Below are 23,190 nucleotides of genomic sequence, written 5' to 3' on the forward strand. Positions count from 1 at the left end.
CGGACTATAAGCCATCAGAGATTGATGGGAGGTGTCGCCACACTGGTTAGCGTCGCCGTTGCAAACAGGATCAGGACAACAGCCAACATCTCCATTGAAATCGACCGCCGGAGAGCAATTTCCGCGCCGCGCTTCTCAGCCCTGAGAGCCGGAACAAATCTCAGCTTGTTCAGCGCCGCGAGGCCAAGAAGGGCAGAAACGATCACGACCTTGATCAAAAGCCCCAATCCATATGCCGTCCCAAACAAGGCGGCTACGGAGCCCGAAAGCAACCACGTGAGCGCTGCGCCCGCAACAATCAGGACGGCGACTCCATAACCAGCGACACTGCCAAAGTGGTGCAGTAGATCGGCCCCTGTGGGAGTGAGAGCTGCTTTGCGCAAGGGCAGGAGAGCACCGACCCAAAACGCGGCAGCCAGCAGATGAAGAACCAGCAAGACCGCGAGAGCCGCTCTAGGCTCTCCGAGCGAGTGCCCCACCTGGGCAAATGAAATCGCAATGGCGAGGCAACCCGCCAAAGCGACCCACTGACCTACACGGGGGAGCAGGATTGCCAATATTGCGAGTTCACCCACCCCTCGCCAAATCGCGGCGGTGCCAAGCGGACTATCCCAAACAAAACCAAGCATCATTGGGTCCGTCGCGCCCTCAAAGCCCATCCCAGATATCCGCGCTGCTCTGATGCCAAAACGTAGAGCAAGTACGGCCAAACCGACAATCGCAGCTCCGACCGCGAGGTGCCGCGCAAGGCGTAAAACAGACTCTTCCGCGCGCTTGGCAAAGAGGGCCGTGAACAGGACGCTACCCATCGCTAGCAACACCGCACCGTAGCCAAGTGCTTTCGCCAGAATGGCCAAGACGACAACACCGTCAATGGGGGCCAGTCCAGTCATTTAGCGACTGTGAAAGAGAAGCTGCCCTGCATCGGGTGACCGTCGGAAGCCATACCGCGCCAGTCGAAGCGGTAGCTTCCGGGTGCAAGCTCTTCCAACGGCACAGCCCGGAATTCTGTAGCGGGGTCCATACCCGTTTCGCGGTCAATTTCGACGTCGCCATCAGGTGAGGTCAGCGTGACCGAGATGATGCGCATCGGATCATCGAACCGCATGGTAAGCTCCGGCACGTCCGTGACAGTCGCGCCGTCAGCCGGCGTCGTTTCTTCGGACTTGGAATGCGCGGCCGCAAGTATTGGAGCCATTGCTACGACCAAGCCGATAAGAGTTGTTTGATCATCTGAGTTTTCCTCTATTCGGAATGGGCATTCAGCTCGTCGTGGTACTCACGAAGGTCATTGGGCCATGTTGACTTGATATAAGAAAGGACCGCTATGATTTCGTCATCGCTGAGCACACCTTCATAGACCGGCATACCGGTTGAGGGCGCATTTTCCATCAGTCCGGCCAGGCCAAATTTGGTCAAGGTGAAGAGCGTTTCATCATCGTGGTGCCACGTATGCCCTGTGGCGTCATGCGGCGGTGCTGGTAGCAAACCATCCTCGCCGCGTTTCCGCCAGTTTGGCTGTCCTTCAAGGTTCTCACCGTGGCAGGCAGCACATTGGTCCGCGTAAATATCTTGGCCAATGGCGACAACTTCCCCGTCATCAGGTGTCAAGAGACCGACCGCTTAAGAGGCTTGGGCCAGAACGAACGCTACGGTGAAACCGGCGAGCGCAAGCCCACCGGTAACCAAGAGTGTTGTGCGCCCTACCATCAGGTGTCGAACGGCTGAGCTGTGCCCGCGCGGTAGTACACCGTTCCGGTCCCGGCCTCTCCCCCAAATGCGATGACGTCGTAGCGGGCGGAAGGATCGTCGCCCATACCAGGAGAGCCCATTGGCATGCCAGGAACAGCTAGCCCTGTGATGTCAGGCCGATCCTTCAACACGGTTTCCAGTGCTTCGAACGGCACATGGCCTTCAAAGACATAACCATCGGCTTCAATAGTGTGACAGGATGCGAGGTTCAGCGGGATACCCCGCGCTGACTTCTGTGCCTCGGGGTCTGTCAGTTCCTCAACGGTTACGGCGTAGCCACGTGCGCGAGCCAAGTCGGCCCATGCGTGACAACATCCGCAACCTGGTGAGCTGAGCACGTGCATTGGAGCGCCTGCACGGACGGGAAGAGCGGTCGCGATGAGAGCAGTTGCGGACAGTGTGGTGAAGTGACGACGTGTGATCATGTCTGTCGGTCCTTTGATGTGAAATTTGAACGGATTGCGGGCGGGCGCCCGTTGCCGTTCAGGCTTTTGGAGGACCGGTGGGGACGCCCATTGCGAGGCCCGAAAAATCGGAATCAGCGTGCATCACACCACCCTCTGAGATCACCAATAGAGCAATCGGCGAAATCCCCGCCGTGGCGACAAGATCACTAAAACAGGATGCTGAACCCATGCCGCTGGTGGTGTCGCAACAATCCGCAACAGCTTTCTCGGCATTAGCCAACGGATCGTCGTCCGCCATTTGAGCATGATGACCAGAATGATCCGATCCATGGATCAAGCCATGCTTCACGGACGCTGCGGATGCGCCAGAGAATGCAACAACAAGAAGTATCGACAGGATCAAGCGAAACATACCAAATATCTACTGGGGGTATGTAGTTTTGACAAGTTACGAGGATGTGTCGAAGCAAACGATCCTAGTTGCATCCATTGAAGTTGCCCCACAACTCTGGATCCGGCCCGTCTAGAGCGGTGGTACATGAATCATCTGAAATTCCGGTAAAACTGAATTTTGACTGACCTGCGCATTAGTCAGCAACGGAAAGGTCAGCAGGTTGGTGTTTAGCCCAGAGTGATGCCGGTGATGAAGGTGTACGAGCTTTCAACCAGATCGATGACGACATCCAGCTCTTCGGGTGTGGTTGGAGTATAGATCATGACAAAGCCGCTCCACCCAGGACGTTGCTTGGCCCAAGGGTGAGCTACGGCCCAGCCAGCCTCAATTGCCCTTCGAGCCATTTCTGGGTCGAGCGAGGCGTGCAAGCTGCCATCAGGATGCATGTGCGCAAACTCAAACCCACCGACGATAGAGTTCGGTTGGGACAACAACATGTCGGGTTCAAGCTGAAAGCCAATCGCGCCAGGAAGCGATATGCGTGTCGGGCCAAGCGTGACCCCTGGTAATTGCGCAACACGCTCCAGCAATAGCTTGGCCAAATCGGCATCAATTTCGACACCAATCTGAGTATGCGGTACTCCGCTTGTCGTTTCAGGGCGGGGTGAGGTGCGCTCCGGCAAGGAGTGCTTTTGTGCGAATGCCAACGGGCACGTCAACGCCACCGCTATCGCAGCAACCGCCAGTAGTCTAAGGAACACATTCATTTTGTTGCCAGCCCGTCAATAGTTGAGAATGAGCGCTCAGCGCAGTATCAGCGCCCTTGCACACATTACTCAGCCTTTAATGCTTCGATATTGATCAAGAGCTCTATTTCGTCGCTCACCGCTGGCGCAAATGCCCCAAGTCCGAATTCAGACCGCACGATAGTCGCCGTGGCAGCCAGCCCCAAGGTCGGCGTGCCCTCTTTCGGACCAAACGGGTATGGCGCTGACTTGTTAAGCGTTGTTTCCAGAACAACAGGTTTGGTGACGCCATTCATGGTCAGGTCGCCAGAAATATCCGCGGTGTTTTCCCCGGTCACTTCAATGCTGGTTGAGGCGAATGTAACCACGTCACCGTCACTCGCGCTAAAAAAGTCATCGGACATGAAGTGTTGCAAACGGGCATCCCAGCCCGTGATCATGGATTTTACAGGCATAGACACTGTGACAGATGACGCAGACGGATCATCTTCGTTGAACTCTATCTCGCCGCTAAAACCTGAGAACATTCCAAACGTTTCTGAGAAACCGATGTGGTCGTAGCTGAACAATACCTGGCTGTGTCCAGGATCCAGCTCGTAGGTACCACTCTCGGACAATGCGGTTGTCGCGCCCATCGTTAAGAGTACCGCCAGCGGGGTTGCTGCCACTTTGAACATTGATACGCTCCTATTTTGACAAGACTGTTCGCGAAATCGAGTATTGAGCTTTAGTTCTTAGCTGGCCATACTTATAGAACAAAATGTTCTGCTGCGCAACAATATGTTCTATAGGAGAGGCGATTGAAAGAAGATCCTAGGCTGATCGCCACACGGCAGGCCGCACTTGATGCGGCGCAAAGGATACTGAGGGATGAGGGCGTACTGCACGTAACTCATGGTGCAGTTTCGAAGGCAACTGGCATTTCGCGCAGCACACTTTACAGGCACTGGCCAGATGCGCGTTGTCTGCGTGATGCAGCGTTCAGGCGCATCGCAACACCGCCGAACATACCGCCCAAAACCGATGGGCCGCTGCGATCTGACCTGCGCTGGTTACTCGGCGTACTGATGGGAGCCTTGAATGACACACCATGGGGCCAAATCGCGCCTCAGGTGGTCGCTGCTGCGTCCACCGACGAAGAAGCGCGGTTGGTGATCACTGAATTCATGAAAGACAGGTTCACAAGTGTTGAAGCAGTATTTGCAGCCGCAATAGACCGCGGTGAGATCGCCGCGGATGTTCCGGTCGAACAGCTTATAGAACTAGCAGTCGCGGCACCTTATTTCCGCAAACTCATACGTCACGAAGCACTGGACGAGGATTGGTTGGATCGACATGTTGATCTGCTTTGCAGTATCGCGAAAACCAGTTCGGGACAGTGACCATCGCCTGACTTTGCAATCAAAGCGACCTGCAACAGGCGCGAGATTTCGGTAGAGCAGCAAATTAGATCAAAAGCATATCCAGTTAGTTCCCAATAGCGGTTGCTCCAAAAGGTCTCGGCAAAGATTCGCAATGATCGTTCTTCAAAGTTTGCAAAGTCCGCTTTCTGCGCATCTCAGACCTTCGCGTGAACCCCAGGTTCCTCCGGGAGGCCCTTTGCGGGATTGAGTAATGCAAAGGGCCATAAACGCGACGACTAGATTGAATTCGTTGCTAATGCAGACAAACGCGTAGCGCAAAACTATGGGCGAACTACGCAAACTTATGATGCGCGCGAAGTGTTATGCGCAATCCTACGCTAGATGTAGGTGCGCGCATAACACTGCATCTCCATCATTGATTTTGTTCAGAAAATCCGGGTGTCTTTGCGCATAATATCGCACAGCATTTGCGCGTAATTTTGCACGTTTTGCCCATAAGTTTGCACCGTTCGCTATACGCCCTCAATTGTCGATTGTCGTAGCATGGCTTGATCAACTTGAACGCACCAAAACTCAATCAAAAGTGCATTCCAATTGGCAAAACTCAACCCACACGGCGCCTAGGCAGCGGAAGTTCCGCAGTGAAGTGGACAAGAGCGGCATCGCAGACCCTGTCATTCCGATAAGCGTACAAGCGGAAAAGACAACCGAGGTGCTATTCACCGCCTACGGTATGGAAGGTATGATGAAGCTGAAGACTAACGTTGCCGACGCTGCCTAATATCAACAGGCCGTTCTGGATTTTCCGGACCTTTCGATCCAACACAGGCTTAGGAGGAGCTTAGCCGATGACACACCCCGCATTCACCTCGGACTCTGTGGCCGTGATTACCGGGGGTGCTTCCGGCATTGGCCTCGCCGCAGCAGTGAAGTTCGCTCAGATGGGCATGCGCATTGTTATTGTTGATCGAGACACCGAGAAACTGGCTACCGCGGCAAACTTGGCGTTAGCCGCTGGCGCGGCCGACATGATGACTTCTGAGACAGATGTCAGTGATCGCGCGCAGTTAGAGACGTTGGAACGGATGGTAGCAGACCGCCACGGCGGGGCAGACATCTTAATGAACAACGCTGGTGTCGGCGGCAAATCATCGACCATTGGGGACGCCACGGCTTGGGATAAGATGCTGGGCGTGAACCTTTGGGGTCCGATCCATGGCACCCAGGTCTTCGCGCCAAACATGATCGCCCGTGGCAGACCAGGCGCAATTATCAATACAGGGTCCAAACAAGGCATAACTACCCCGCCAGGTAACCCGGCTTACAATGTCTCAAAGGCGGCTCTCAAAGCCTTTACCGAGGCACTGTCCCACGAGCTCAGAACGGGTCCAGGTCATCAGATTACCGCGCATCTTCTGGTCCCTGGATTCGTCTATACCGGCATGATCTCCGCGCCCGAGAAGCCTGCCTCTGCCTGGACCGCTGAGCAGACTGTCGACTTCTTTGTTGAAAGCGTGAACCGCGGGGATTTCTACATCCTCTGCCCCGACAATGACGTTTCACGCGATACTGATGAGAAACGCATTGCTTGGAGCTTGGGAGACATCATTGAAAATCGCCCACCTCTCAGCCGATGGCATCCAGACTATAAGGAAGCGTTCGCGGATTTCATGGCGAAGCCTGGCTGATCATCGCCATAGACAATAAATCATGAAAAGTTGACGATTGAAGACTAACGGCAGCTTTACTGGTTGCCGGAACACCGGTTTGGGTGTTGCAGGCTATTTCGCGATAGGTCGTAAGAAGTAGACGTGAAGCGTTTTTGCTATAAGTTTGGTATTGAAGAGGGTTGTTCTAGCACGCAATTGCGGTCGCGACAGACCTGCTGCGCAATACAGCGAAAGGAAGCATTATGACCAAATCACTGAGAGCTTGTTTTTCTTTGTGGTTGGCTGCAATCGCTCCTGCGTATGCGCAAGAACCTCCTCGTCTTGTTTTGCAGCTGACCGTTGACGCGTTGCGGGGCGATCTGCCGACACGTTACTTTGAGAATCTTGGGGAGGGTGGCCTTAAGAATTTACTTGAAAACGGTGTACACTATGTGGACGCCCATCATTGCCATGCCAATACAGAGACTGTTGTCGGGCACGCCACATTGGCGACCGGGGCAACACCGGCAGTGCACGGGATGATCGGAAACATATGGTTCGACAGAACCTTGGACCGCGTTGTTTACAACGTTGAAGACAGCACCGCTCCGCTTCTTGGAGATGGCGCTGGCGTCAATGACGATATTGAAATTGACCCAACACAGGCGGCAGCTGGCACAGATGGGCGGTCACCACGCGCTATGCTTGTTACGACGCTTTCGGACGAATTAAACGCTTCCACTGCTGGAGCGGCCAAGGTCTTTGGAGTTTCAATCAAAGACCGTGGGGCTATTACAATGGCGGGACAAAGCGGCAAAGCCTTCTGGTTCTCGAAAGCCGCAAATCGTTTCGTCACAAGCTCGTATTATTACGACAAATACCCTGATTGGGTTTCTGTCTGGAATGACGCATCGCCGAGTGCCTCCTTTGAAGGAACCTCTTGGGAATTGATGCACCCAAAGGAAGCCTATCTCTTTGGCGACCGTGACAACCAGCCATGGGAGACGGATGTCGCCGGGTTCGGCATAACCTTTCCTCATCGCTATTCTTCGATGCAAAATGGGTTTGACCCGCTAGAAAATCCCTACTTTACGACCTTTTTAACGCTTAGTCCCGCTGGCGACGATCTGACGGCGCAATTTGCCAAACGATTGATTGATGCCGAGGATATCGGGCAAGACGCGGTAACGGATTATCTGGCGATTAGCTTCTCGTCCGTGGATTACGTCAACCATGTGTTTGGCCCCTCCAGTCTTGAAGCCGAGGACACGATATACCGCCTCGATCAGACTCTCATGAATCTCTTCGTGTTTATCGACGAACGGATTGGGCTGGAAAACGTTTTGATCGTTCTATCGGCGGACCACGGCACCACCGATGCGCCGGGCTATTTGGAGAGTGTTGGCATCCAAACTGGCCTTGTTGCTCCGGACACATGGGACCCGACGGAACAGATAGCCAGCCTTAGGGAGCGGTTTGGGATCACCGGGAAATTGCTTGAGGGTTATAATCACCCCTATCTCAATATCGCCCCCGAAGTATTGGCTCGCCGTGATATTGATTTACCCACGCTGGAGTCAGCTATTGCAGAAGAGCTTCTATCCTTTCCCGATGTGGCATTCGCCGTCCCCAGTACGGCTATCGAAGCAAACCTCCTGCCCGATACCGACATCATGCGCCTGATCCGCAACAACTATCATCCGACCCGATCCGGGAACATATACGTAGTCTTCAAACCCGGCTGGTTCATCGCAGACTTCGATGGTCTGTCCGTCACATCCACCCACGGGTCACCGTGGCGCGGTGACACACATGTGCCGATTATCTTCGCTGGACCGAACTTAAAACCGCAACGGGTCGCACGCCGTGTTTGTACGACTGCTCTCGCATCCACACTGTCTGCATTATTGAGCACGGCGCGTCCCAATGGTGCGAGCGGTGAAGTGTTACAAGAAGTCTTGGATTAGACCGCTGTGAAGCGCGAGTCCTGATATTGAAGCAAGCTAGGCCAGACCGCGACGGCATCGTCCACAACGCGATCCTCATATTCGTTGCTTCTTGGCGACTACGGAAACCGCCCAACGCAGCACTCTTTAGCGTACACAAATGCGGAGCAGAACTTCACGGAACATATCGTTCCGGCTTCGGAGACTGAATACTCTCCAAATACTCAGCAATTTCGATAAGTCTGGAAGGAATTTGCGTAACCAAACCGTTGCCCGTATCGAATTCGACAGCAGGGCCGTCATTCAATTCGGTGATTATCGGCATGTCATCGCGAGGTTCTTGTACTTTCAAGTAACCGTCTAAGATCGACATGACCTCCAACATGGGCCACACACCCCCTCTGCGTTCGGAAATCCTTGTTAAATCAGCAGGCACTGTTTTCAAGTCAGCTGCGTCAGGTCCTTTCCCGGATGCATCGTTTCCGTGACATCTGGCGCAATGCTCAACAAAGAGGTCTTTACCAAGGTCCGAAAACTCCTCGGCCGCAGATATCGTTGCAACCGAAGAAATGCCCATGCTTGCAACAATCATGAAGTACCTCATAAGCCGGAGGTCCTTTGCTAAACGAGAGTTCACTACAACAAAAATGGACCGACATCTTCCCCCCGGTCAACGTCGGTCCTTTACCATATAACATCTGCTATCCTGTGGCCCAAAACCGATTGATGGGGACAGGCAGCAACGAGCTCAGAACAGCTTTACCATTTAACATTCGAAATTTAGCATGTGAAAGCGCTCAGCTCTTTGACATAAATCATATGTCGCGTCGCAGTCTGCCAGTGTTGGGTTCGACACCCCAATTCGGTCAAAGGAATTCGAGAGACTGCTTACGCGCTGCAGAACACTGCGCTTCACAGTGTTAGGTCTGCAATAGTCACCGGATCAAAAAAAGGTGTAAGTCCAGAAAACCGGCAAACGGTCAATTGCTGACCTAGCGCCAAGAACACTAATCTACTGTTGGATGCTTTCTAAGAAAAACAATAACCCTGCTAACTCGCGCGGGGTGGGCGTCAAGACACCCTCGATTTCAACCGGAACCAGGTCTTCCGCCATTTCCCCGCCAAATTCCGGCATAACCCGAGCAAGATGGCTGTTTCCCGGGTCGCCATAGATGTAGCTTAGGGCCCGTGCTTGAGGGAAAGTGCCTGCGTTCTTCGCGCTCAATGTTGTCAAATCTGTTGGCTCAACGGAAAGACCGCTGCTTGCCGGGCCACCGCCTCTACCATCCACACCATGACAAGAAGTACAGTTTTCTGAGAAAAAGGCTGCCCCATCAGCGCGAGTGGGCATGACATCGGCGTCAGGATACAAATCTGTACACGACGCTGTGGCTAGAGCGATAGATCCAGCCGATAAAATAACCCACCTTGTAGCGTGCATGCTCTACCCCGTTTTTTATTCAGCCTACGATCCAATTTAGAACATGGCAATGACAGCAACTGGGGTTAAAAATCAGGAAGGGTCAACTTTACAGACTCTTACAAGAACTTGGACATTGCCGCTCACCAAGGGGGGGGTGAAAGTTATTTCTAGACCTTTTATGTCTGCGGGCATTTCACTTTTGAGAATCTAAGCAGAGTATTCAACAATCAGGATTGGGAGATCCAAACATGCTGAAAGCTTCGTCCCGAATTGTTTGGCTCGAAGCGATAGGGGCGATCCTAATGATCCTACTTGGGTCCGGGCTGCACTTTGCATTTGTTTTGCTTGGAAGTTGGACGCCAATGGCGCTTGTGGCAGCTGTCAACGAGTCAATTTGGGAACACTTAAAGCTGGCTTTTTGGCCAGGATTGTTTTGGGCCTGCCTAATGCCGCTTCCACCCCGACTTACAAGAAGGGACGTATTTAGCGCTAAGGGATTTAGCCTTGCAATTACTGCTATTTTGATTGTGACAGTATTCACAGCGTACACAGCGATACTTGAGCGCAACTTTTTGGTTTTTGATATTGGAATATTTGTTGCTGCAATTTGCATCGGCCAGATCGTGTCAATTCTCATGCTTGTTTATGAAGATCGAATGCGTGAACTCATCCAGGTATTCGGCCTGGTTCTCCTTGGGGTTCAAGTCGTCGCCTATAGTACCTTAACATTTTTCCCTCTTAATCATTGGCTGTTCATTGAAACACGTTCTGGCACGATAGGCATTCCTGCCCATTAGATGGACAGTTTGATCAATTGGTGGCGCATGCTTGCATCCCCATGAATTGCAAAGACGATTTTCCCAAGCTTGACGGGCCCTAAACAGGGCGTTTGAGTAGAGGCATGGACCGTTGGATTTCGGATTCGATTGCCAAGATCAATGCAGATGCTCACCGCTCTGCCGATACGCACCTTTTCAAGCTTCCCGTCCGGGGGCTGAAGGGCGTAGACATCTATCTCAAGGATGAAAGTACACATCCCACTGGCAGCCTCAAGCACAGGCTGGCACGCTCGCTTTTCCTTTATGCGCTTGTAAACGGGAAAATAAGGGAAGAGACACGTGTAATAGAAGCCTCGTCTGGCAGCACCGCCGTTTCAGAAGCTTACTTCGCCCGTATGATCGGAGTGCCTTTTACCGCGGTTCTCCCAAAATCTACCGCCAAGAGCAAAATCGACCTAATCCGGTTCCAAGGTGGGGAAATCCACTTCGTCGATGCGGCGCCGGACATGCACCAGGCCTCGGTTGAACTGGCAGCTGAAGTCGGCGGCTACTTCATGGATCAGTTCACTTACGCCGAGCGGGCGACGGATTGGAGAGGCAACAACAACATTGCAGAAAGCCTTTTTCGTCAGATGGAACGAGAGCCACATCCAATTCCATCGGTTATTGTGATGAGCGCGGGCACTGGCGGAACTTCAGCAACTTTGGGGCGGTACATTCGCTACAAGGGCTATAACAGTGAATTGGTTGTCGTGGACCCCGAAAACTCAGTGTTTTTTGATAGCTTTCGAACTGGAGACAGGACCCTGACCCGCCCCTGTTCAAGTCGTATTGAAGGTATCGGACGTCCCAAGGTGGAGAAGTCATTTTTGGCAGATGTAATCGACCGTATGATCCAAGTGCCCGATGCGGCAAGCATTGCGACAATGCTCTGGCTTGAAGATCGGATCAGGCGGCGGGCAGGCCCATCAACAGGCACAAACCTTTGGGGCGCTTTGCAAGTTGCGCAAGAGATGGAGGCTGCCGGACGATCTGGCTCCATTGTCACTATTCTGTGTGACGACGGAAACCGTTATCTCGACACCTACTACGATCCGGAATGGGTGATGGAAAACTTCGGCGAAACCGCCTCTTACGAAGCTACTTTGGCAGGATATCACTGAATTCAAACGATGAGGAAAGCATGAAAAGAGTGAAATCTTTATTTGCAGCGCTTCTGGCATCGATGGTCGCCGCAATGTTTTGCGCCACAACAGTTTTCGCCGCCTCCCAGGAAGCACAACAGATCATCGAAAGAGCAGCCGCTGATTGCAAAGACTTCGAGAATGGAGAGTTCGATCAGGGTGACGCTGTGACCGAGATCGAGCTGCGCTCCCAGTTTGGCACGGTTAAGGCTGAACTCGTAGATGAAAGCCAGTATTCCTGTTCTTCTGCTGCCTCTATGTACTGCGGAACAGGGGGGTGCATGCTCAATCTTATCGTCGACGGTGAGATCATGTCGTGGCAGGCAACGGGTTGGCGTTTTATTGACTGGGGGCCTGACCGTATACTGCTTATTGGACGAGACGGTGGTTGGTGCGGAGGCGCAGGAGCCGAGGTTTGTTATGAGGCTCTGGTTTGGAGCAATGGGAAGATTTTAACCGTTGGTTCGGCGCCAGAGTAAGCCCGCGCAGCGCTAGCGGGTGTTTTACGCGCCTTGCCTAATCGGCCAGAACTTTTGGATCGAGCTTTGTCTAGTCTATCGTGAACAGCTCCTGTCTTTCAGCAACACCGCGCAATCTGTATTGCCCCAGGGAAACAAGACTTGGAATGGAGCCCACCAAGTCGCCCGCCACCTTATCGGAAACCACAATGTTCTGATCAAGCGCGCTGCACATGCCTAAAATGCGCGAAGTTGTATTTACCGCTGGGCCGACCACTGTGAAATCCAAGCGAGACCTACCGCCAATATTACCGTAAAGAACATCGCCTGCGTGCAACGAAAGAGTGAAGCCGGTCGTTGGCAAACCATCAGCTTGCCGTCGTTGGTTGAGCTCCTCAAAGGTATTTCGCAACACCGCGGCCGCGTGAATTGCGACGCGGCGAGCGTCCGGAACTTGATTGATATCGAAGATGGCAAGCATTCCATCTCCCATGAATTTCAGAACGTTACCGCCATTGCGTTCGACTACGTCAACAGCTTCGGCGAAGTAGTCGTTCAGCAATTCTATGATTGAGTCCCCCGGAAGCGCCTCTGACAATTTGGTAAATCCTTGCAGGTCAAAATACCAAATCACCGCTGAAATAGTTTCCGATGAACCTCGGGTGATGTCCCCGGAAAGAACGCGCCTACTGGCGTCTTTGCCCAGATATGCGGCTGTAATATCTTCAGCCATCAATCGGTTCGCCCCACATTTCAGCGTCAGGCAAAGTGGAGATATCAGTTGACGCAAACCATCAAGTTGCTCGCTTGTGAAGCCCCCGCTCGCGTCGGTTGTCAACGAGATTATAGCACCTTCATAGGCCTGCATTGGATCGACTGGCGTAGTATTGTCCTGAATAAGGAAAAACCGTTTAACAGCGAAGTAGTCAGTTGCACCGCGCTCGCGAAATTCGTCGAAGATCGGAAAGTTGAGCGCGGGTTCTTCGACTGTCAGATCTTGTCTGATCTCTTCAACGTTGTTTGCCAAAAGATAGTAAATTGGGCTTAGAACGTATTCCTCAGGTGCATCCGTTCTTCGGACAAAGTTCTCTCGCTCATGACCGCCATCCCTGTGCCAGCGAAAAGCGACAGTCCCAATCTCGGGATGATGAGCGCGAACAGTGATGTTTGCTCTTTGAAGCGGAATTCCTGCCGAAACAAGACGGTTGCAGAATGCTTCAAGCCAGAGCTCCACAGGCGCATTCTCTAAGCCCTGTTGAACCAGCCAATCTGCTATGTCCTGGATGGCGGCGGTCAGTTCCCAGTTTTGGACTAAAGGAGCTGCCATGATGTCCTCTTAATGAGCTATCTGAACAGTTGGATCTTAGTCTAATTCACTTCAAGGACACATCAAATTCAATTCTCCCACAGCTCACATCGCCAGCAATTCCCGATGAATTGCGACCATCGCCCAGGTGTCGCGCGTGCAATACGCCACAAGATCAGAATAGACCTTCTCGCGCGCTGGATCATCCTGTTCCGTCAGTGTTACGTCCTTCCAAAGGCGAGACGCGCTTGCCCCCTCTGTGATGTCCAGATCATCGTATGAAAGTTCTGGCAAAAACGCAGGAAGAACGGCCTTGATAGAGGCGCTTCCCTTGAACGCGGGATCGTTAATCACTTCATCCGCAAACGGCTTCATAAGATCTACAACCCGTGCATTTAGACCTTCCAGAAACTCTGCGTGCTCTGGATAAGTCTCCGCCATCTCCGTATTGCGCGATTTCTCGAACGGCGCATACCAAACCATTACAGAACCGACGTCTCCCATGTCCTCACGAAGTCTTTTAAGCAAGGCTGGCATCGGATTACTGGAGTCACGGTGGAGATACTCCCTGTGCTCGTTTTCTCCGCCAGGCTCATGCTGGATATGCAAGGAGTACTGGAAAGCGACTTGCTGATAGGGACGCGTTCCGTCCCAGGGTGGCAGCAAACTCTGAGACGTCTCGTAGTCAAAATAATAAACCGGATAGACAATCTCGCTCAGAAACCTGCTTAACTCCTGATGATCGATAGTGCGTGCACCGTTTGCCACTGCTCTCAAGTAGCGTTGCGTCGACTTGCCCAACACAGATGGATCACTGATCTCGTCAATCTTTGTGATCCCGTGTGCGATTAGTTCGGAGGCTTTTTCCGCGTTCATGAACGGAAGGCGGTGGATGCTGTCTTGCACGATTGGAGGGTCAAGTTTTTCGCGAATGTCCAACCATTCAGCGTAGGATTTTAATCGCGCACGTACGGGGGACGGATCAGGCATCGTACCACTGGCAACGACGCTCAATGCCTGATCGATACGCGTGCGTGTTTTTTCGAGCTGCTCAGTCACCGCACCAGTGATGTCGGTGATGCTGACAAGCTCTCGCGGATTGATTTCGCCGTTTCTGACGTAATCACGGTTCACATGTGCCACTTCGCAGCGCACAATGGGGAACCCGGCTGCCTCAAGCACGACACGCTGGAATGCGAGATCAAAAGTATGTTCGGGCTTTGCAGATGTCCCGCTCTTGATCTCTGTCAGAACGTACCCATCGCCATTGCGGCTCACGATGTCGGAGATGCAAGTTATGGTTCCATCTTCATAGCGCCCCTGTGCCACGGCGTTCGCACCATCTCTCCAAGCATCCAGAGTGCGCGCGGGCAGAGCTTGGTATTCTGAAAAATCTGAAAAACCGAGGCGAACGAGATCACTAAATAGCTCCTCAGCATAAGGCTCAAACGCGTGCCCCTCGTCAAAACGCGCTTGCAATGAAGGGTCAATCGGCGGCAACAGATGCCTGGCGTGTTTCTTGATCCATAGCCAGGCGGGGTGCCTGAGAAACATCATGTAATCTGATTTGGATAGCATGGTGTAACTTGCATCCCAGAATTGATGAAACCAGTGGAAGACCATCATGGTCAGCTATTGAGAGTAACTTTTCTTTGGTGCAGTCGGCGTCACCACTCTACCAAAGCCTCATGTAAATCGTACTGATAGCTCGGTGTCCATCACGCCACCAAAACCAGCTGACCATTCTTCACCCGGAGACACTGGCCATGCGTCTGTCAAAGTACCGGTTGTAACCAGCTCGCCTCCCTGAAGCTGGTCGGCTTCGGAGAGCAGAGACACAAGATGAGCCAGGACTTCAATTGGGCCTCCAAGCGCGTTTTCCCCCTTGCCGGACTCGATAGCCTCGGTGCCCTTGAACAATGCTAGTGGCACTTCGGCCAAGCCGATCAAAACATCATGCGTCGCCGCGATTTTGTCGCCAAGAACAAGGCAGCCGTGCAGTCCTTGTGCTGCGATTGAGTCTTCGACCGAGAATTTCCATTTGGGATAAATCGATTGAACAATTTCAAATCCCGGAGCGACCCACTCCACGCAACCTGCCAACTGCTCATTGTTCATTTCAGCCGTCGGGACATAGCCAAGGCCTAGTACGATTTCTGGTTCGATTCTCGGTTCTGAATACCTTGCCAAGTTTACCGGCTGATCAGTCGAAAACAGCCCATCTGCGTGGACCTCTCCCCAAATGGGTTGATCCACACCATAAACAGGCCAAATCGTGCGGTTCGTGAAGCCGACTTTTCGGCCGACTCTCTTTTTGCCCTGAAGCTCTCGGACGCGACTTGCAATCGAATATGCGTCATCCAGCGTTAGCCGTTCTGCCTCTGAAGACAGTTTAGATATCTGCTGGGCAGAGCTCAGGGCATCAGCGATTTTCTGAGCGTTAGATTCAATATCTCTTGTCATATTCGCATTATACGCGCCGAACGCCGGATTGCGATGCAAGCGAGGTTTTGAAGAACCGGGATGGTGATCTCCGCCTAAGTCTAGGTTCAGGACCTATGAAGTGTCTCGAACTTAAACGGCAGTTTCTACTATCAGCGGATGTTCGACATAATCGGGGCAACGACTGAGTTGCGGACTTTGCCGCCATTGGCCCGCTTTCACCGAAGGACCGCAGACAGCCTAAACCGGACATTCGCAACAAGACTTTGCAATTTCCGAGATGCGGGACATTGCCGACAAAAAGACAAAACTAAAACTCTGGTTTACGATAGGATAAACCGTTGCTTAGACGGCCAGTTTTTGATTTCAACCTCGTTCAAGCGCTCTTGGTTTTTTGCGCAACCAACTTATTCTTCAGGGATACTTGAACCGAAGAACTCGAACTTTCGAGTGCTACCCACTGTGATCGGTTTCTCGTTGGCAAAAAGACTGCTATCAAATGAGAACGAATTATCGGTTCCGATCATCTGAATGTGAGAATAAATGCGCTTAGCTCTTTTCATTCTCTTTCCGATTATGTTTATCGGGTTGCTTGTTTTTCTGATCTTTGGCTTGAAACCGCCCAACAGTATTAAGCTGGCCGCTGGCATAAGCGGCGGCGGATATTGGCAAGTTGGACAACTCTACAAAGCAGAACTTGCACGTGACGGCATTCAGGTAATTTTAGTTGAAACTGAGGGGTCCGTCGAGAACATTCAGAAACTTGTTTCTGGCGAAGTGGACGCCGCATTTGTTCAGGGTGGCCTGGAATTACCTCAGGACGAAAACTTACAGTCTTTGGGCGCCATTTTTCTTGAACCCATGGTGGTGTTCCGCGGAAAGTCTAGTCCAGTCGGGACCAATGCAGGAGAATGGGGAGACATTCGCTTAGCTGCAGGAACCAAGGCGTCCGGTACTCGCGCCGCCGCTTTAGCGCTAATTGAGGCCGCCGAGTTGCAAAATGTCGGCATAAACCTCGTCGATGTCGGGGGCAATGATGCGATAAAGGCGTTATATGCCAACGAAGCGGATGCGGCGTTGTTTGTCGCTCCACTCGATGCACCTTACCTTATGGATGCAATTTTTGATCCAGAAATCATTTTCGTCCCTATGGCTTTGGTCGATGCCCTTGCATTGAAACTTTCCGGAGCGAATTCGGTAACTGTACCGGCAGGATCAATCACACTTGACCCTCCGAGACCACCAGAGGACGTCAAGATCTTAGCATTGCGAGCTTCACTTATCGCCGCATCCGATCTGCACCCTGCAGTAACCGATAGGTTAGTGAATGCAGCAAAGAACATTCATAGCGAACCTAATATTTTGCAAAGTGCGCGCGAGTATCCGAACACGGCTTCACCGCCTGTACCACTGAACAAAATTGCCACAGAACTCATAAACTCTGGGCCAAACTTTTTGCATGGCGTCTTGCCATATTGGATCGCAGCGCAGTTTGGCAGCGTACTGTTATTGTTGTTGCCTTTGTTGTTCTTAGTACCGTTTTTGCGGATAGTCCCGTCCAGTTACGTGTGGTTTCAAAAGCGCCGGGTCTGGCGTTTTTATCAGCGTATCATGGCGCTTGAGCAGGAACTCAGCAAGGCACAGACTTCAACTGAGGTTGAAGAAGTCGCCAAAAATATCGAAAACGTGGACACCGCCCTTGCAAATCTGAATCTGCCGCTCGCATACCGCCGGGGAGCATATGATGCACGTTTGCACATAGACCTAATTCGACAGGAGATTGCGCGTCGTCAAACTGCAAAAAGTTGATGAAACCTCAACGTTCGCAAGCAAACCACGCTAAAATACCTTTTTAATTTGAGACTTCGATACAGGTGTGTGCTTTAGTTATTACGTGTACGCCGCTTTGGGGTCGCAGCCATCGTTCGCAGAGATTTATTGAGCGGCGGCTGTGCTGAACGAATAGAGTTCAGATTATGCGTCATAGTTACTTGTATTGAGCGTTGTTAGGTTTGAACAAAACATGAGGTTAGGAAATGATCCGTTTAGCATCTATTCTGACTATCGCACTTGCGGCTGGTGCGCACGCTGAGGACGTCCCAAGCACTCAACCTGGCGACAGAGAGTATTCTCCTTACCCACAGCAAGACTTCCCTAATCAGGTCTTTTTCGGTGACACCCATTTGCACACATCGTACTCTGCTGATGCCGGCATGATCGGGAATGTACTTGGCCCTGATGAAGCGTACAGGTTTGCCAAAGGCGAAGTCGTTACATCCAGCACCGGTGTCGAAGCGAGGTTGCGCCGACCATTGGATTTTCTGGTTATTGCCGATCACGCCGAGAACCTTGGTCTTGCGCCGCTGCTCTCAGCCAAAGATGCCACGCTGCTCTCCACGGCGTTTGGCCAGCAACTGAACGCAGCTGTCGAGGCCGGTGATCCCGTTGGCGCATGGTCGATTTGGAGCCAAGCCAAGTCCACTGGCACAGACCCATTGGCGGATTATCAGGAGATTTACCAAACGGCGTGGAGCAACATTACCTCTGCCGCTGAGGCACACAATCAACCGGGTTTGTTTACTGCGCTTATCGGGTTCGAGTGGACCTCAAACCCACAGCGGAACAATCTGCACAGGAATGTCATATTCAACGGTGACAAAGAGGGCGCTGACAAGATCATCCCGTTCTCGAACTTTGATAGCTTCGACCCCGAAGACCTTTGGGCATGGATGGAACAAGCCGAAGAGACAACAGGCCAAAAGCTGCTCGCGATCCCGCACAATGGCAATTTGTCCAACGGGTTGATGTTCGACGAAGTGCGCTTGTCCGGCGAAGCGTTCGATGTTGAGTATTTCAAACAGCGTGCCAAGTGGGAACCGATCTACGAAATCACGCAAATGAAAGGTGACGGCGAAGCACATCCCATGCTGTCACCAGACGATGAATTTGCTGACTTCGAAACGTGGGACAAAGGACAACTTGGACCAGAGCCCAAGACACCGGAGATGCTTCCACGCGAGTATGCGCGGGCAGCATTGCGGCGGGGGCTTGGATACGAGGCGGAAACAGGGACAAACCCTTTCAAATTTGGCGTGATCGGTTCAACCGATGCTCATACATCGATGTCCACGGTCGGCGAGGACAATTTCTTCGGGAAAGTCGCGGCTGTTGAACCTACTGCTGACCCGATCCGATTTGAAGAAGTCGTCGGCGGCATTGGTGGTGACGAGAGTGTTGCCCAATATGCATGGCAGACTTCGGCGTCGGGTTTGGCGGCCGTTTGGGCAAGGGAAAACACCCGCGAGGCCATTTGGGATGCTTTTGCTCGGAAGGAGGTCTATGCGACCACGGGACCGCACATGCGTATTCGCGTTTTTGCCGGATTTGAATTCGACGAAACAGACCTGCCACGTGCGGATTTTGCCGCGTATGGATATGAAAATGGCGTCCCGATGGGGGCGGATTTGCCAGCGGATAGTGACGGTCGGTCTCCGCGCCTTCTCATCCGTGCGCTCCGTGACCCCGATGGGGCCAACCTCGACCGTATTCAGATTGTCAAAGGCTGGCTGAACAGTGACGGCACAACTTCGGAACGTGTTTATGATGTTGCTTGTGGCGGGCGTGAACTTGTAAACGCGGCGTGTGACGGCCCGGTTGGCAATACGGTGGATGTAGAAAACGCGTATTGGACAAATGACATCGGCCAGGCAATTCTCGCCGGATATTGGAAAGACCCGAACTTCGACCCGACGCAAAGCGCGTTTTACTATGTCAGAGTGCTGGCAATACCAACGCCGCGTTGGACGACATACGATGCAAAGGTGTTCGGAACGGAGATCCCAGACGAAGCGCCGCGCTCGATACAGGAGCGGGCCTACACATCACCAATTTGGTACACACCTCAGGGATGAGTGATATTAGGTTAAGACTAAGTATCACTTAGTCTGCTCTGGGCTCAAAGCGGACCTTAGCTGCTCCAGGCCTAAATGACGGCACTGCGGGACAAAACTGACCTTGGAGCCTACACCTTCGCTGACGCAGGATCCACCGCACTGGCAGCAACAGCTTTTTCCTTCAACAGGGAAAATCGCCAAAGCGGCCGTTGCACAGAGGGCTTGGGAGCTCCTTGATCGCTCTTTGACTAGATGGCGCTCTGGCATGGAAACAAAGGGGCCTGGCTCAGCGCATAACCAGAGCTAGCAAATAGGCGTCAGGATCATGAAATTGGGCTTCTTCGCGCAAGGAAAGCGAAGACAGGCAACATTGTTACGATCCAGACCACGCTATATATTGCGGATGGGATGGCATATTCGCTTAACCCATTGGTGTTAGGCAACAGCAAAGTGGCAATTGCGATTCCCAAAGCTCCGTTTTGAACGCCGGTCTCAATTGAAATCGTCTTCGCCTCGATGTCTGTGCATCCGAGCATCCCTGAGCTCATGATGCCAATAAACGTGAGTGACGCACCTACAACAAAAAGTGCGGGTCCAAGCCTAAGGTAGTTATCCGCGACCACCACCCAGTTTGAAATGATCGCGCCTCCGATGACCATCGCAAAAAGTAGCATAGAGACCTTGCTAAAGATTGGTTCGACAGCGGCTACAATTCGCGGCGCCAAGGATCGCGCGATCACCCCGACTAGGATCGGTGAAGCTGTTAAAAAAAACATCGCTATAGCCGTCGACGAAATGTCGATAGCGGGCGCAGTTGCCCCCATGAACATCTGCATCGAAAACCCCAGGATGAGCGGTACGGTAACGACACAAGTCAGACTGAAGACTGCTGTAAGAGTAACGGACAAAGCGACATCCCAATTCGAAAGCTTGGTCACGATGTTACTGATCGCCCCGCCCGGACAGGCCGCTAAAATCATGATGCCAACGGCTGTCTCAGCGGAAATCCCAAAGATAAAAGTCACCATCAAAGCAATGCAAGGCAGCAAAATTATCTGGTTGAGAGCGCCGACGCAAAAGGCCCGTGGACGTCGTCCGATGCGTTGAAAGTCAGCCGCTGTGAGTCCGAGGCCAAGGCAGAACATCATGACAACAACTGCGAGCGGCAGCAGCACAGATATGAAAATTTCGCCCATCTATCATTACCTCGATGACTGCATGCTTCGCGCACGTTCTCGGACGATACCGTTCAGAAAATCTGATGACGAGGTTTATCAGTTTGGCGCATTTATCCTCAAGCGCCCGAAGATCGAGGCTGTCTTTATTTATTATACCTATCACAGGGTTGGACGATCTGGCGTGAAAGAGCTTTCCAGTGCTAATCTCACTGTATGGCAAGTGTAACTTACGCATTCGCCCGCGCGATGGCCAACGCCGCCGGGATGACGCTGAACGACGATGGCGCCCTGATTTTGAATGGCGCTGTCGTGCTGCGTTTACCAGAAGCTCAAGACGGCCAATTGGCGGATGATGCGTATTTCGATCTGATCGATTGGATTCGTGCGCAACAAGCGGACGAGGCCGCGTTGGTTGAGGCCTATGCGAACGCGATTGCGACCGATGATCTCGGCGTACTTGGCTTGGCCGTAAAGACAGCTCCGACCTTGAGGCAATCTTTGCAACGGATCGAGCGTTATTTTCGCCTCGTGACGGACACCGCAGTTTACAGACTTGATGAAACTGGCGATCCGGTCCTTTGGGTTTTTGAAGGACAAACACCACATCGCGCCGCCTTGGAACTGCGCAACGAATGCGCGCTTGCTGCCTTTGCAAGGAACATGCATCGGTTTGTGGGTGATGGGTTGTCGCTCGCATATGTCACATTTCAGCATGCATGCAGACAAGAGCCAGAACGTTACGCCGAATATTTCGGGTGCCCGGTTCGATTTGTGAGCGACCACAACGCCATTGCGATGCGCCCTGCTATGCTCGAATGCGTAAATCGTCTTGGCGATCCGGGCTTGTCAGATTTCATGACGAAACATCTGGATGAGGAATTCAATTCTCTGGATGATGATATTTCACTGAGCAACGTACTTGTTCATCGACTTACGCCAGCCCTGAGTAACGGCGCACCGCAGGCGGCGCATGTCGCCCAAGAGATGGGAATGAGCGAGCGCACTCTTTACCGCAGGTTGGCCGAAGAAGGGCTGACCTATCGCGACGTTCTTGGTCAGGCACAAGTTGCACTCGCTCGTGACCTGCTCCGTGACGGTAAGGCTTCCATAGCCGAGATCGCCTTTATGACCGGGTTTTCGGAACAGAGCACGTTCAGCCGCGCCTTCAAGCGTTGGGTCGGACAGGCTCCCGCTCGTTTCCGACAGCAAGCGACCTCCGACTAGGCGCACACCTCAAGACCACATGGCAGGTTCGGTCAAAACCTTGGCAGGGCCTGCCAATACCTCGGCCAATGTTGTGCCTAACTTCTTCCTTGTCAGATCCACTTGGGGCGCTGCCGAGTAAGGCAAACCGCTTTGCCCCACTCAGACAAAGGAAATTTGCAATGAGCAATCATGACCACAAACATGGAAACGGCTGCGGCTGCGACGTCACGCCGGAACGCGTTGATATGGCGCGCCGCCGCCTCCTGACGCAAGCCGCCGGTGCGGCCGCAGCTGGGACAACAATCGCGGCTGGCGGGCAGGCCCTTGCGGCGACCGATGAGGCCCGCGCCTACTACGCTGACCCGGAAAATCCAGGCCTTCCCCAAATCGACATGACCATCGAACCGGGGCGTACCGCGCTTGTGGTGACCGATCCCCAAATTGATTTTCTGTCAGAGGACGGTGTGACGTGGGGCGTCGTTGGCGAAAGCGTGACCGAACAGGGCACCGTCGACAATATCGAACGGCTTTTCATCGCCGCTAAGGCAGTCGGGATGCCGGTCTTCATCTCGCCCCACTATTACTACCCGCATGATCACAAGTGGGAGTTCGAGGGCACTCTGGAAGCCACGATGCACAGCATCGGTATGTTTGACCGCCTGGGACCGCTCAACCTGGACAATTTCGAGGGCTCAGGTGCCGACTGGATGCCGCAGTACAAAAAGTACATTGAGGATGGCGAAACCATCATTTGTTCGCCCCACAAGGTTTATAGCCCTGCTCAGAACGACCTGAACCTGCAGTTGCGCAAGCGCAAGATCGACAAGGTGATCCTTGCGGGGATGTCGGCGAACCTGTGTACGCAAGCGCATCTCTACGAACTGCTGGAGCTGGGCTACGAAGTTGCTGTCGTTCGCGATGCCACGGCCGGAGCCAAGGTGCCTGAAGGTGACGGGTATCTCGCAGCCATCATCAACTTCCGCATGGTCGCCAACGGCGTCTGGTGGACTGACGACGCGGTTGAGCGCATTGGCCAATCGGCCTGACCCAAACCGATCTTCCA

23 protein-coding genes are annotated in these 23,190 nt (G+C 52.9%); 10 read left to right on the forward strand and 13 right to left on the reverse strand.

What is annotated here, in order from left to right; genetic code table 11:
- Positions 1–14: 14 nt before the first annotated feature.
- The 7 genes from ACR3EJ_RS02470 to ACR3EJ_RS02500 all read right to left on the reverse strand — a co-directional run bounded on the left by ACR3EJ_RS02470 (position 15) and on the right by ACR3EJ_RS02500 (position 3,976).
- Positions 15–893 (reverse strand): CopD family protein, encoded by an 879-nt coding sequence (locus ACR3EJ_RS02470; RefSeq protein WP_170547138.1) that lies wholly within the window; start codon positions 891–893, stop codon positions 15–17.
- Positions 890–1,198, reverse strand: coding sequence for a copper resistance CopC family protein (locus tag ACR3EJ_RS02475; protein ID WP_170547136.1), 309 nt, complete (start codon positions 1,196–1,198; stop codon positions 890–892). Before ACR3EJ_RS02475 ends, ACR3EJ_RS02470 begins: the two co-directional genes overlap by 4 nt.
- A 47-nt stretch (positions 1,199–1,245) precedes the next feature.
- Entirely contained in the window at positions 1,246–1,611 is a 366-nt protein-coding gene (locus tag ACR3EJ_RS02480) for a c-type cytochrome (RefSeq protein ID WP_170547133.1), read from the reverse strand.
- A gap of 98 nt (positions 1,612–1,709) precedes the next feature.
- The gene (locus ACR3EJ_RS02485) at positions 1,710–2,177 is read right to left on the reverse strand and encodes a DUF411 domain-containing protein (RefSeq protein WP_170547129.1); all 468 of its coding nucleotides are present in this window, start codon (positions 2,175–2,177) and stop codon (positions 1,710–1,712) included.
- Positions 2,178–2,235: 58 nt separating this feature from the next.
- Entirely contained in the window at positions 2,236–2,571 is a 336-nt protein-coding gene (locus ACR3EJ_RS02490; protein ID WP_170547126.1) for a hypothetical protein, read from the reverse strand.
- Positions 2,572–2,780: 209 nt separating this feature from the next.
- Positions 2,781–3,320 (reverse strand): luciferase domain-containing protein, encoded by a 540-nt coding sequence (locus ACR3EJ_RS02495; RefSeq protein ID WP_170547123.1) that lies wholly within the window; start codon positions 3,318–3,320, stop codon positions 2,781–2,783.
- Between the two features lie 65 nt (positions 3,321–3,385).
- A complete protein-coding gene (locus tag ACR3EJ_RS02500) occupies positions 3,386–3,976 on the reverse strand; it encodes a YceI family protein (protein WP_170547120.1) in 591 nt (196 codons plus the stop codon).
- A gap of 123 nt (positions 3,977–4,099) precedes the next feature.
- Between ACR3EJ_RS02500 and ACR3EJ_RS02505 the strand changes: the two genes are divergently transcribed.
- The 3 genes from ACR3EJ_RS02505 to ACR3EJ_RS02515 all read left to right on the forward strand — a co-directional run bounded on the left by ACR3EJ_RS02505 (position 4,100) and on the right by ACR3EJ_RS02515 (position 8,279).
- Positions 4,100–4,681 carry a TetR/AcrR family transcriptional regulator gene (locus ACR3EJ_RS02505; protein WP_170547117.1) on the forward strand — a complete coding sequence of 194 codons (582 nt, stop codon included), beginning with the start codon at positions 4,100–4,102 and terminating at the stop codon, positions 4,679–4,681.
- Positions 4,682–5,511: 830 nt separating this feature from the next.
- Positions 5,512–6,351: an SDR family NAD(P)-dependent oxidoreductase gene (locus ACR3EJ_RS02510; protein WP_480422578.1), complete on the forward strand. Its 840-nt coding sequence runs from the start codon at positions 5,512–5,514 to the stop codon at positions 6,349–6,351.
- A 224-nt stretch (positions 6,352–6,575) separates the two neighbouring features.
- A complete protein-coding gene (locus ACR3EJ_RS02515) occupies positions 6,576–8,279 on the forward strand; it encodes an alkaline phosphatase family protein (RefSeq protein ID WP_480422580.1) in 1,704 nt (567 codons plus the stop codon).
- Between the two features lie 154 nt (positions 8,280–8,433).
- On the opposite strand, the gene ACR3EJ_RS02520 is transcribed toward ACR3EJ_RS02515, so the two are convergent.
- Both ACR3EJ_RS02520 and ACR3EJ_RS02525 read right to left on the reverse strand, forming a co-directional pair.
- Positions 8,434–8,850 (reverse strand): c-type cytochrome, encoded by a 417-nt coding sequence (locus tag ACR3EJ_RS02520; protein WP_170547476.1) that lies wholly within the window; start codon positions 8,848–8,850, stop codon positions 8,434–8,436.
- Between the two features lie 420 nt (positions 8,851–9,270).
- Positions 9,271–9,699 carry a c-type cytochrome gene (locus ACR3EJ_RS02525; protein WP_480422583.1) on the reverse strand — a complete coding sequence of 143 codons (429 nt, stop codon included), beginning with the start codon at positions 9,697–9,699 and terminating at the stop codon, positions 9,271–9,273.
- 230 nt (positions 9,700–9,929) lie between these two features.
- On the opposite strand from ACR3EJ_RS02525, the gene ACR3EJ_RS02530 reads away from it, so the two are divergent.
- The 3 genes from ACR3EJ_RS02530 to ACR3EJ_RS02540 all read left to right on the forward strand — a co-directional run bounded on the left by ACR3EJ_RS02530 (position 9,930) and on the right by ACR3EJ_RS02540 (position 12,123).
- A complete protein-coding gene (locus ACR3EJ_RS02530) occupies positions 9,930–10,478 on the forward strand; it encodes a DUF6512 family protein (RefSeq protein ID WP_170547474.1) in 549 nt (182 codons plus the stop codon).
- Positions 10,479–10,582: 104 nt separating this feature from the next.
- A complete protein-coding gene (locus ACR3EJ_RS02535) occupies positions 10,583–11,623 on the forward strand; it encodes a PLP-dependent cysteine synthase family protein (RefSeq protein ID WP_170547472.1) in 1,041 nt (346 codons plus the stop codon).
- A 20-nt stretch (positions 11,624–11,643) separates the two neighbouring features.
- Positions 11,644–12,123: a hypothetical protein gene (locus ACR3EJ_RS02540; protein WP_170547470.1), complete on the forward strand. Its 480-nt coding sequence runs from the start codon at positions 11,644–11,646 to the stop codon at positions 12,121–12,123.
- A gap of 70 nt (positions 12,124–12,193) precedes the next feature.
- On the opposite strand, the gene ACR3EJ_RS02545 is transcribed toward ACR3EJ_RS02540, so the two are convergent.
- The 3 genes from ACR3EJ_RS02545 to ACR3EJ_RS02555 form a co-directional block, all read right to left on the reverse strand.
- Entirely contained in the window at positions 12,194–13,429 is a 1,236-nt protein-coding gene (locus ACR3EJ_RS02545) for an adenylate/guanylate cyclase domain-containing protein (protein ID WP_170703723.1), read from the reverse strand.
- An 84-nt stretch (positions 13,430–13,513) separates the two neighbouring features.
- On the reverse strand, positions 13,514–14,986 hold the full coding sequence (locus ACR3EJ_RS02550; RefSeq protein WP_170547466.1) for a DUF2779 domain-containing protein: 1,473 nt from the start codon (positions 14,984–14,986) through the stop codon (positions 13,514–13,516).
- A gap of 108 nt (positions 14,987–15,094) precedes the next feature.
- Positions 15,095–15,871, reverse strand: coding sequence for a 2-keto-4-pentenoate hydratase (locus tag ACR3EJ_RS02555; RefSeq protein WP_170547464.1), 777 nt, complete (start codon positions 15,869–15,871; stop codon positions 15,095–15,097).
- A 522-nt stretch (positions 15,872–16,393) separates the two neighbouring features.
- On the opposite strand from ACR3EJ_RS02555, the gene ACR3EJ_RS02560 reads away from it, so the two are divergent.
- Complete coding sequence (locus ACR3EJ_RS02560; protein WP_170547610.1) at positions 16,394–17,659, forward strand: TAXI family TRAP transporter solute-binding subunit; 1,266 nt, start codon at positions 16,394–16,396, stop codon at positions 17,657–17,659.
- Positions 17,660–17,886: 227 nt separating this feature from the next.
- The gene (locus ACR3EJ_RS02565) at positions 17,887–19,761 is read left to right on the forward strand and encodes a DUF3604 domain-containing protein (RefSeq protein WP_170547608.1); all 1,875 of its coding nucleotides are present in this window, start codon (positions 17,887–17,889) and stop codon (positions 19,759–19,761) included.
- A 305-nt stretch (positions 19,762–20,066) separates the two neighbouring features.
- Here the strand turns inward: ACR3EJ_RS02565 and ACR3EJ_RS02570 are convergent, their stop codons facing one another.
- Positions 20,067–20,939, reverse strand: a complete 873-nt coding sequence (locus ACR3EJ_RS02570) for a bile acid:sodium symporter family protein (protein WP_170547460.1) — start codon at positions 20,937–20,939, stop codon at positions 20,067–20,069.
- Between the two features lie 195 nt (positions 20,940–21,134).
- Between ACR3EJ_RS02570 and ACR3EJ_RS02575 the strand changes: the two genes are divergently transcribed.
- Both ACR3EJ_RS02575 and ACR3EJ_RS02580 read left to right on the forward strand, forming a co-directional pair.
- Complete coding sequence (locus tag ACR3EJ_RS02575) at positions 21,135–22,145, forward strand: AraC family transcriptional regulator (protein ID WP_170547458.1); 1,011 nt, start codon at positions 21,135–21,137, stop codon at positions 22,143–22,145.
- Between the two features lie 161 nt (positions 22,146–22,306).
- A complete protein-coding gene (locus ACR3EJ_RS02580) occupies positions 22,307–23,173 on the forward strand; it encodes a cysteine hydrolase family protein (RefSeq protein ID WP_170547456.1) in 867 nt (288 codons plus the stop codon).
- Positions 23,174–23,190: the final 17 nt, after the last annotated feature.

The organism is Ruegeria sp. AB11 (assembly GCF_056536325.1).

Bases quoted from the DNA above. Each gene is read 5' to 3' on its own strand.
- ACR3EJ_RS02560 (WP_170547610.1), top strand. From the start codon at position 16,394: ATGCGCTTAGCTCTTTTCATTCTCTTTCCGATTATGTTTATCGGGTTG.
- ACR3EJ_RS02575 (WP_170547458.1), top strand. From the start codon at position 21,135: ATGGCAAGTGTAACTTACGCATTCGCCCGCGCGATGGCCAACGCCGCC.
- ACR3EJ_RS02485 (WP_170547129.1), bottom strand. From the start codon at position 2,177: ATGATCACACGTCGTCACTTCACCACACTGTCCGCAACTGCTCTCATC.
- ACR3EJ_RS02535 (WP_170547472.1), top strand. From the start codon at position 10,583: ATGGACCGTTGGATTTCGGATTCGATTGCCAAGATCAATGCAGATGCT.
- ACR3EJ_RS02570 (WP_170547460.1), bottom strand. From the start codon at position 20,939: ATGGGCGAAATTTTCATATCTGTGCTGCTGCCGCTCGCAGTTGTTGTC.
- ACR3EJ_RS02530 (WP_170547474.1), top strand. From the start codon at position 9,930: ATGCTGAAAGCTTCGTCCCGAATTGTTTGGCTCGAAGCGATAGGGGCG.
- ACR3EJ_RS02540 (WP_170547470.1), top strand. From the start codon at position 11,644: ATGAAAAGAGTGAAATCTTTATTTGCAGCGCTTCTGGCATCGATGGTC.
- ACR3EJ_RS02520 (WP_170547476.1), bottom strand. From the start codon at position 8,850: ATGATTGTTGCAAGCATGGGCATTTCTTCGGTTGCAACGATATCTGCG.
- ACR3EJ_RS02565 (WP_170547608.1), top strand. From the start codon at position 17,887: ATGATCCGTTTAGCATCTATTCTGACTATCGCACTTGCGGCTGGTGCG.
- ACR3EJ_RS02510 (WP_480422578.1), top strand. From the start codon at position 5,512: ATGACACACCCCGCATTCACCTCGGACTCTGTGGCCGTGATTACCGGG.
- ACR3EJ_RS02470 (WP_170547138.1), bottom strand. From the start codon at position 893: ATGACTGGACTGGCCCCCATTGACGGTGTTGTCGTCTTGGCCATTCTG.
- ACR3EJ_RS02550 (WP_170547466.1), bottom strand. From the start codon at position 14,986: ATGCTATCCAAATCAGATTACATGATGTTTCTCAGGCACCCCGCCTGG.
- ACR3EJ_RS02515 (WP_480422580.1), top strand. From the start codon at position 6,576: ATGACCAAATCACTGAGAGCTTGTTTTTCTTTGTGGTTGGCTGCAATC.
- ACR3EJ_RS02490 (WP_170547126.1), bottom strand. From the start codon at position 2,571: ATGTTTCGCTTGATCCTGTCGATACTTCTTGTTGTTGCATTCTCTGGC.
- ACR3EJ_RS02580 (WP_170547456.1), top strand. From the start codon at position 22,307: ATGAGCAATCATGACCACAAACATGGAAACGGCTGCGGCTGCGACGTC.
- ACR3EJ_RS02500 (WP_170547120.1), bottom strand. From the start codon at position 3,976: ATGTTCAAAGTGGCAGCAACCCCGCTGGCGGTACTCTTAACGATGGGC.
- ACR3EJ_RS02545 (WP_170703723.1), bottom strand. From the start codon at position 13,429: ATGGCAGCTCCTTTAGTCCAAAACTGGGAACTGACCGCCGCCATCCAG.
- ACR3EJ_RS02475 (WP_170547136.1), bottom strand. From the start codon at position 1,198: ATGGCTCCAATACTTGCGGCCGCGCATTCCAAGTCCGAAGAAACGACG.
- ACR3EJ_RS02555 (WP_170547464.1), bottom strand. From the start codon at position 15,871: ATGACAAGAGATATTGAATCTAACGCTCAGAAAATCGCTGATGCCCTG.
- ACR3EJ_RS02525 (WP_480422583.1), bottom strand. From the start codon at position 9,699: ATGCACGCTACAAGGTGGGTTATTTTATCGGCTGGATCTATCGCTCTA.
- ACR3EJ_RS02495 (WP_170547123.1), bottom strand. From the start codon at position 3,320: ATGAATGTGTTCCTTAGACTACTGGCGGTTGCTGCGATAGCGGTGGCG.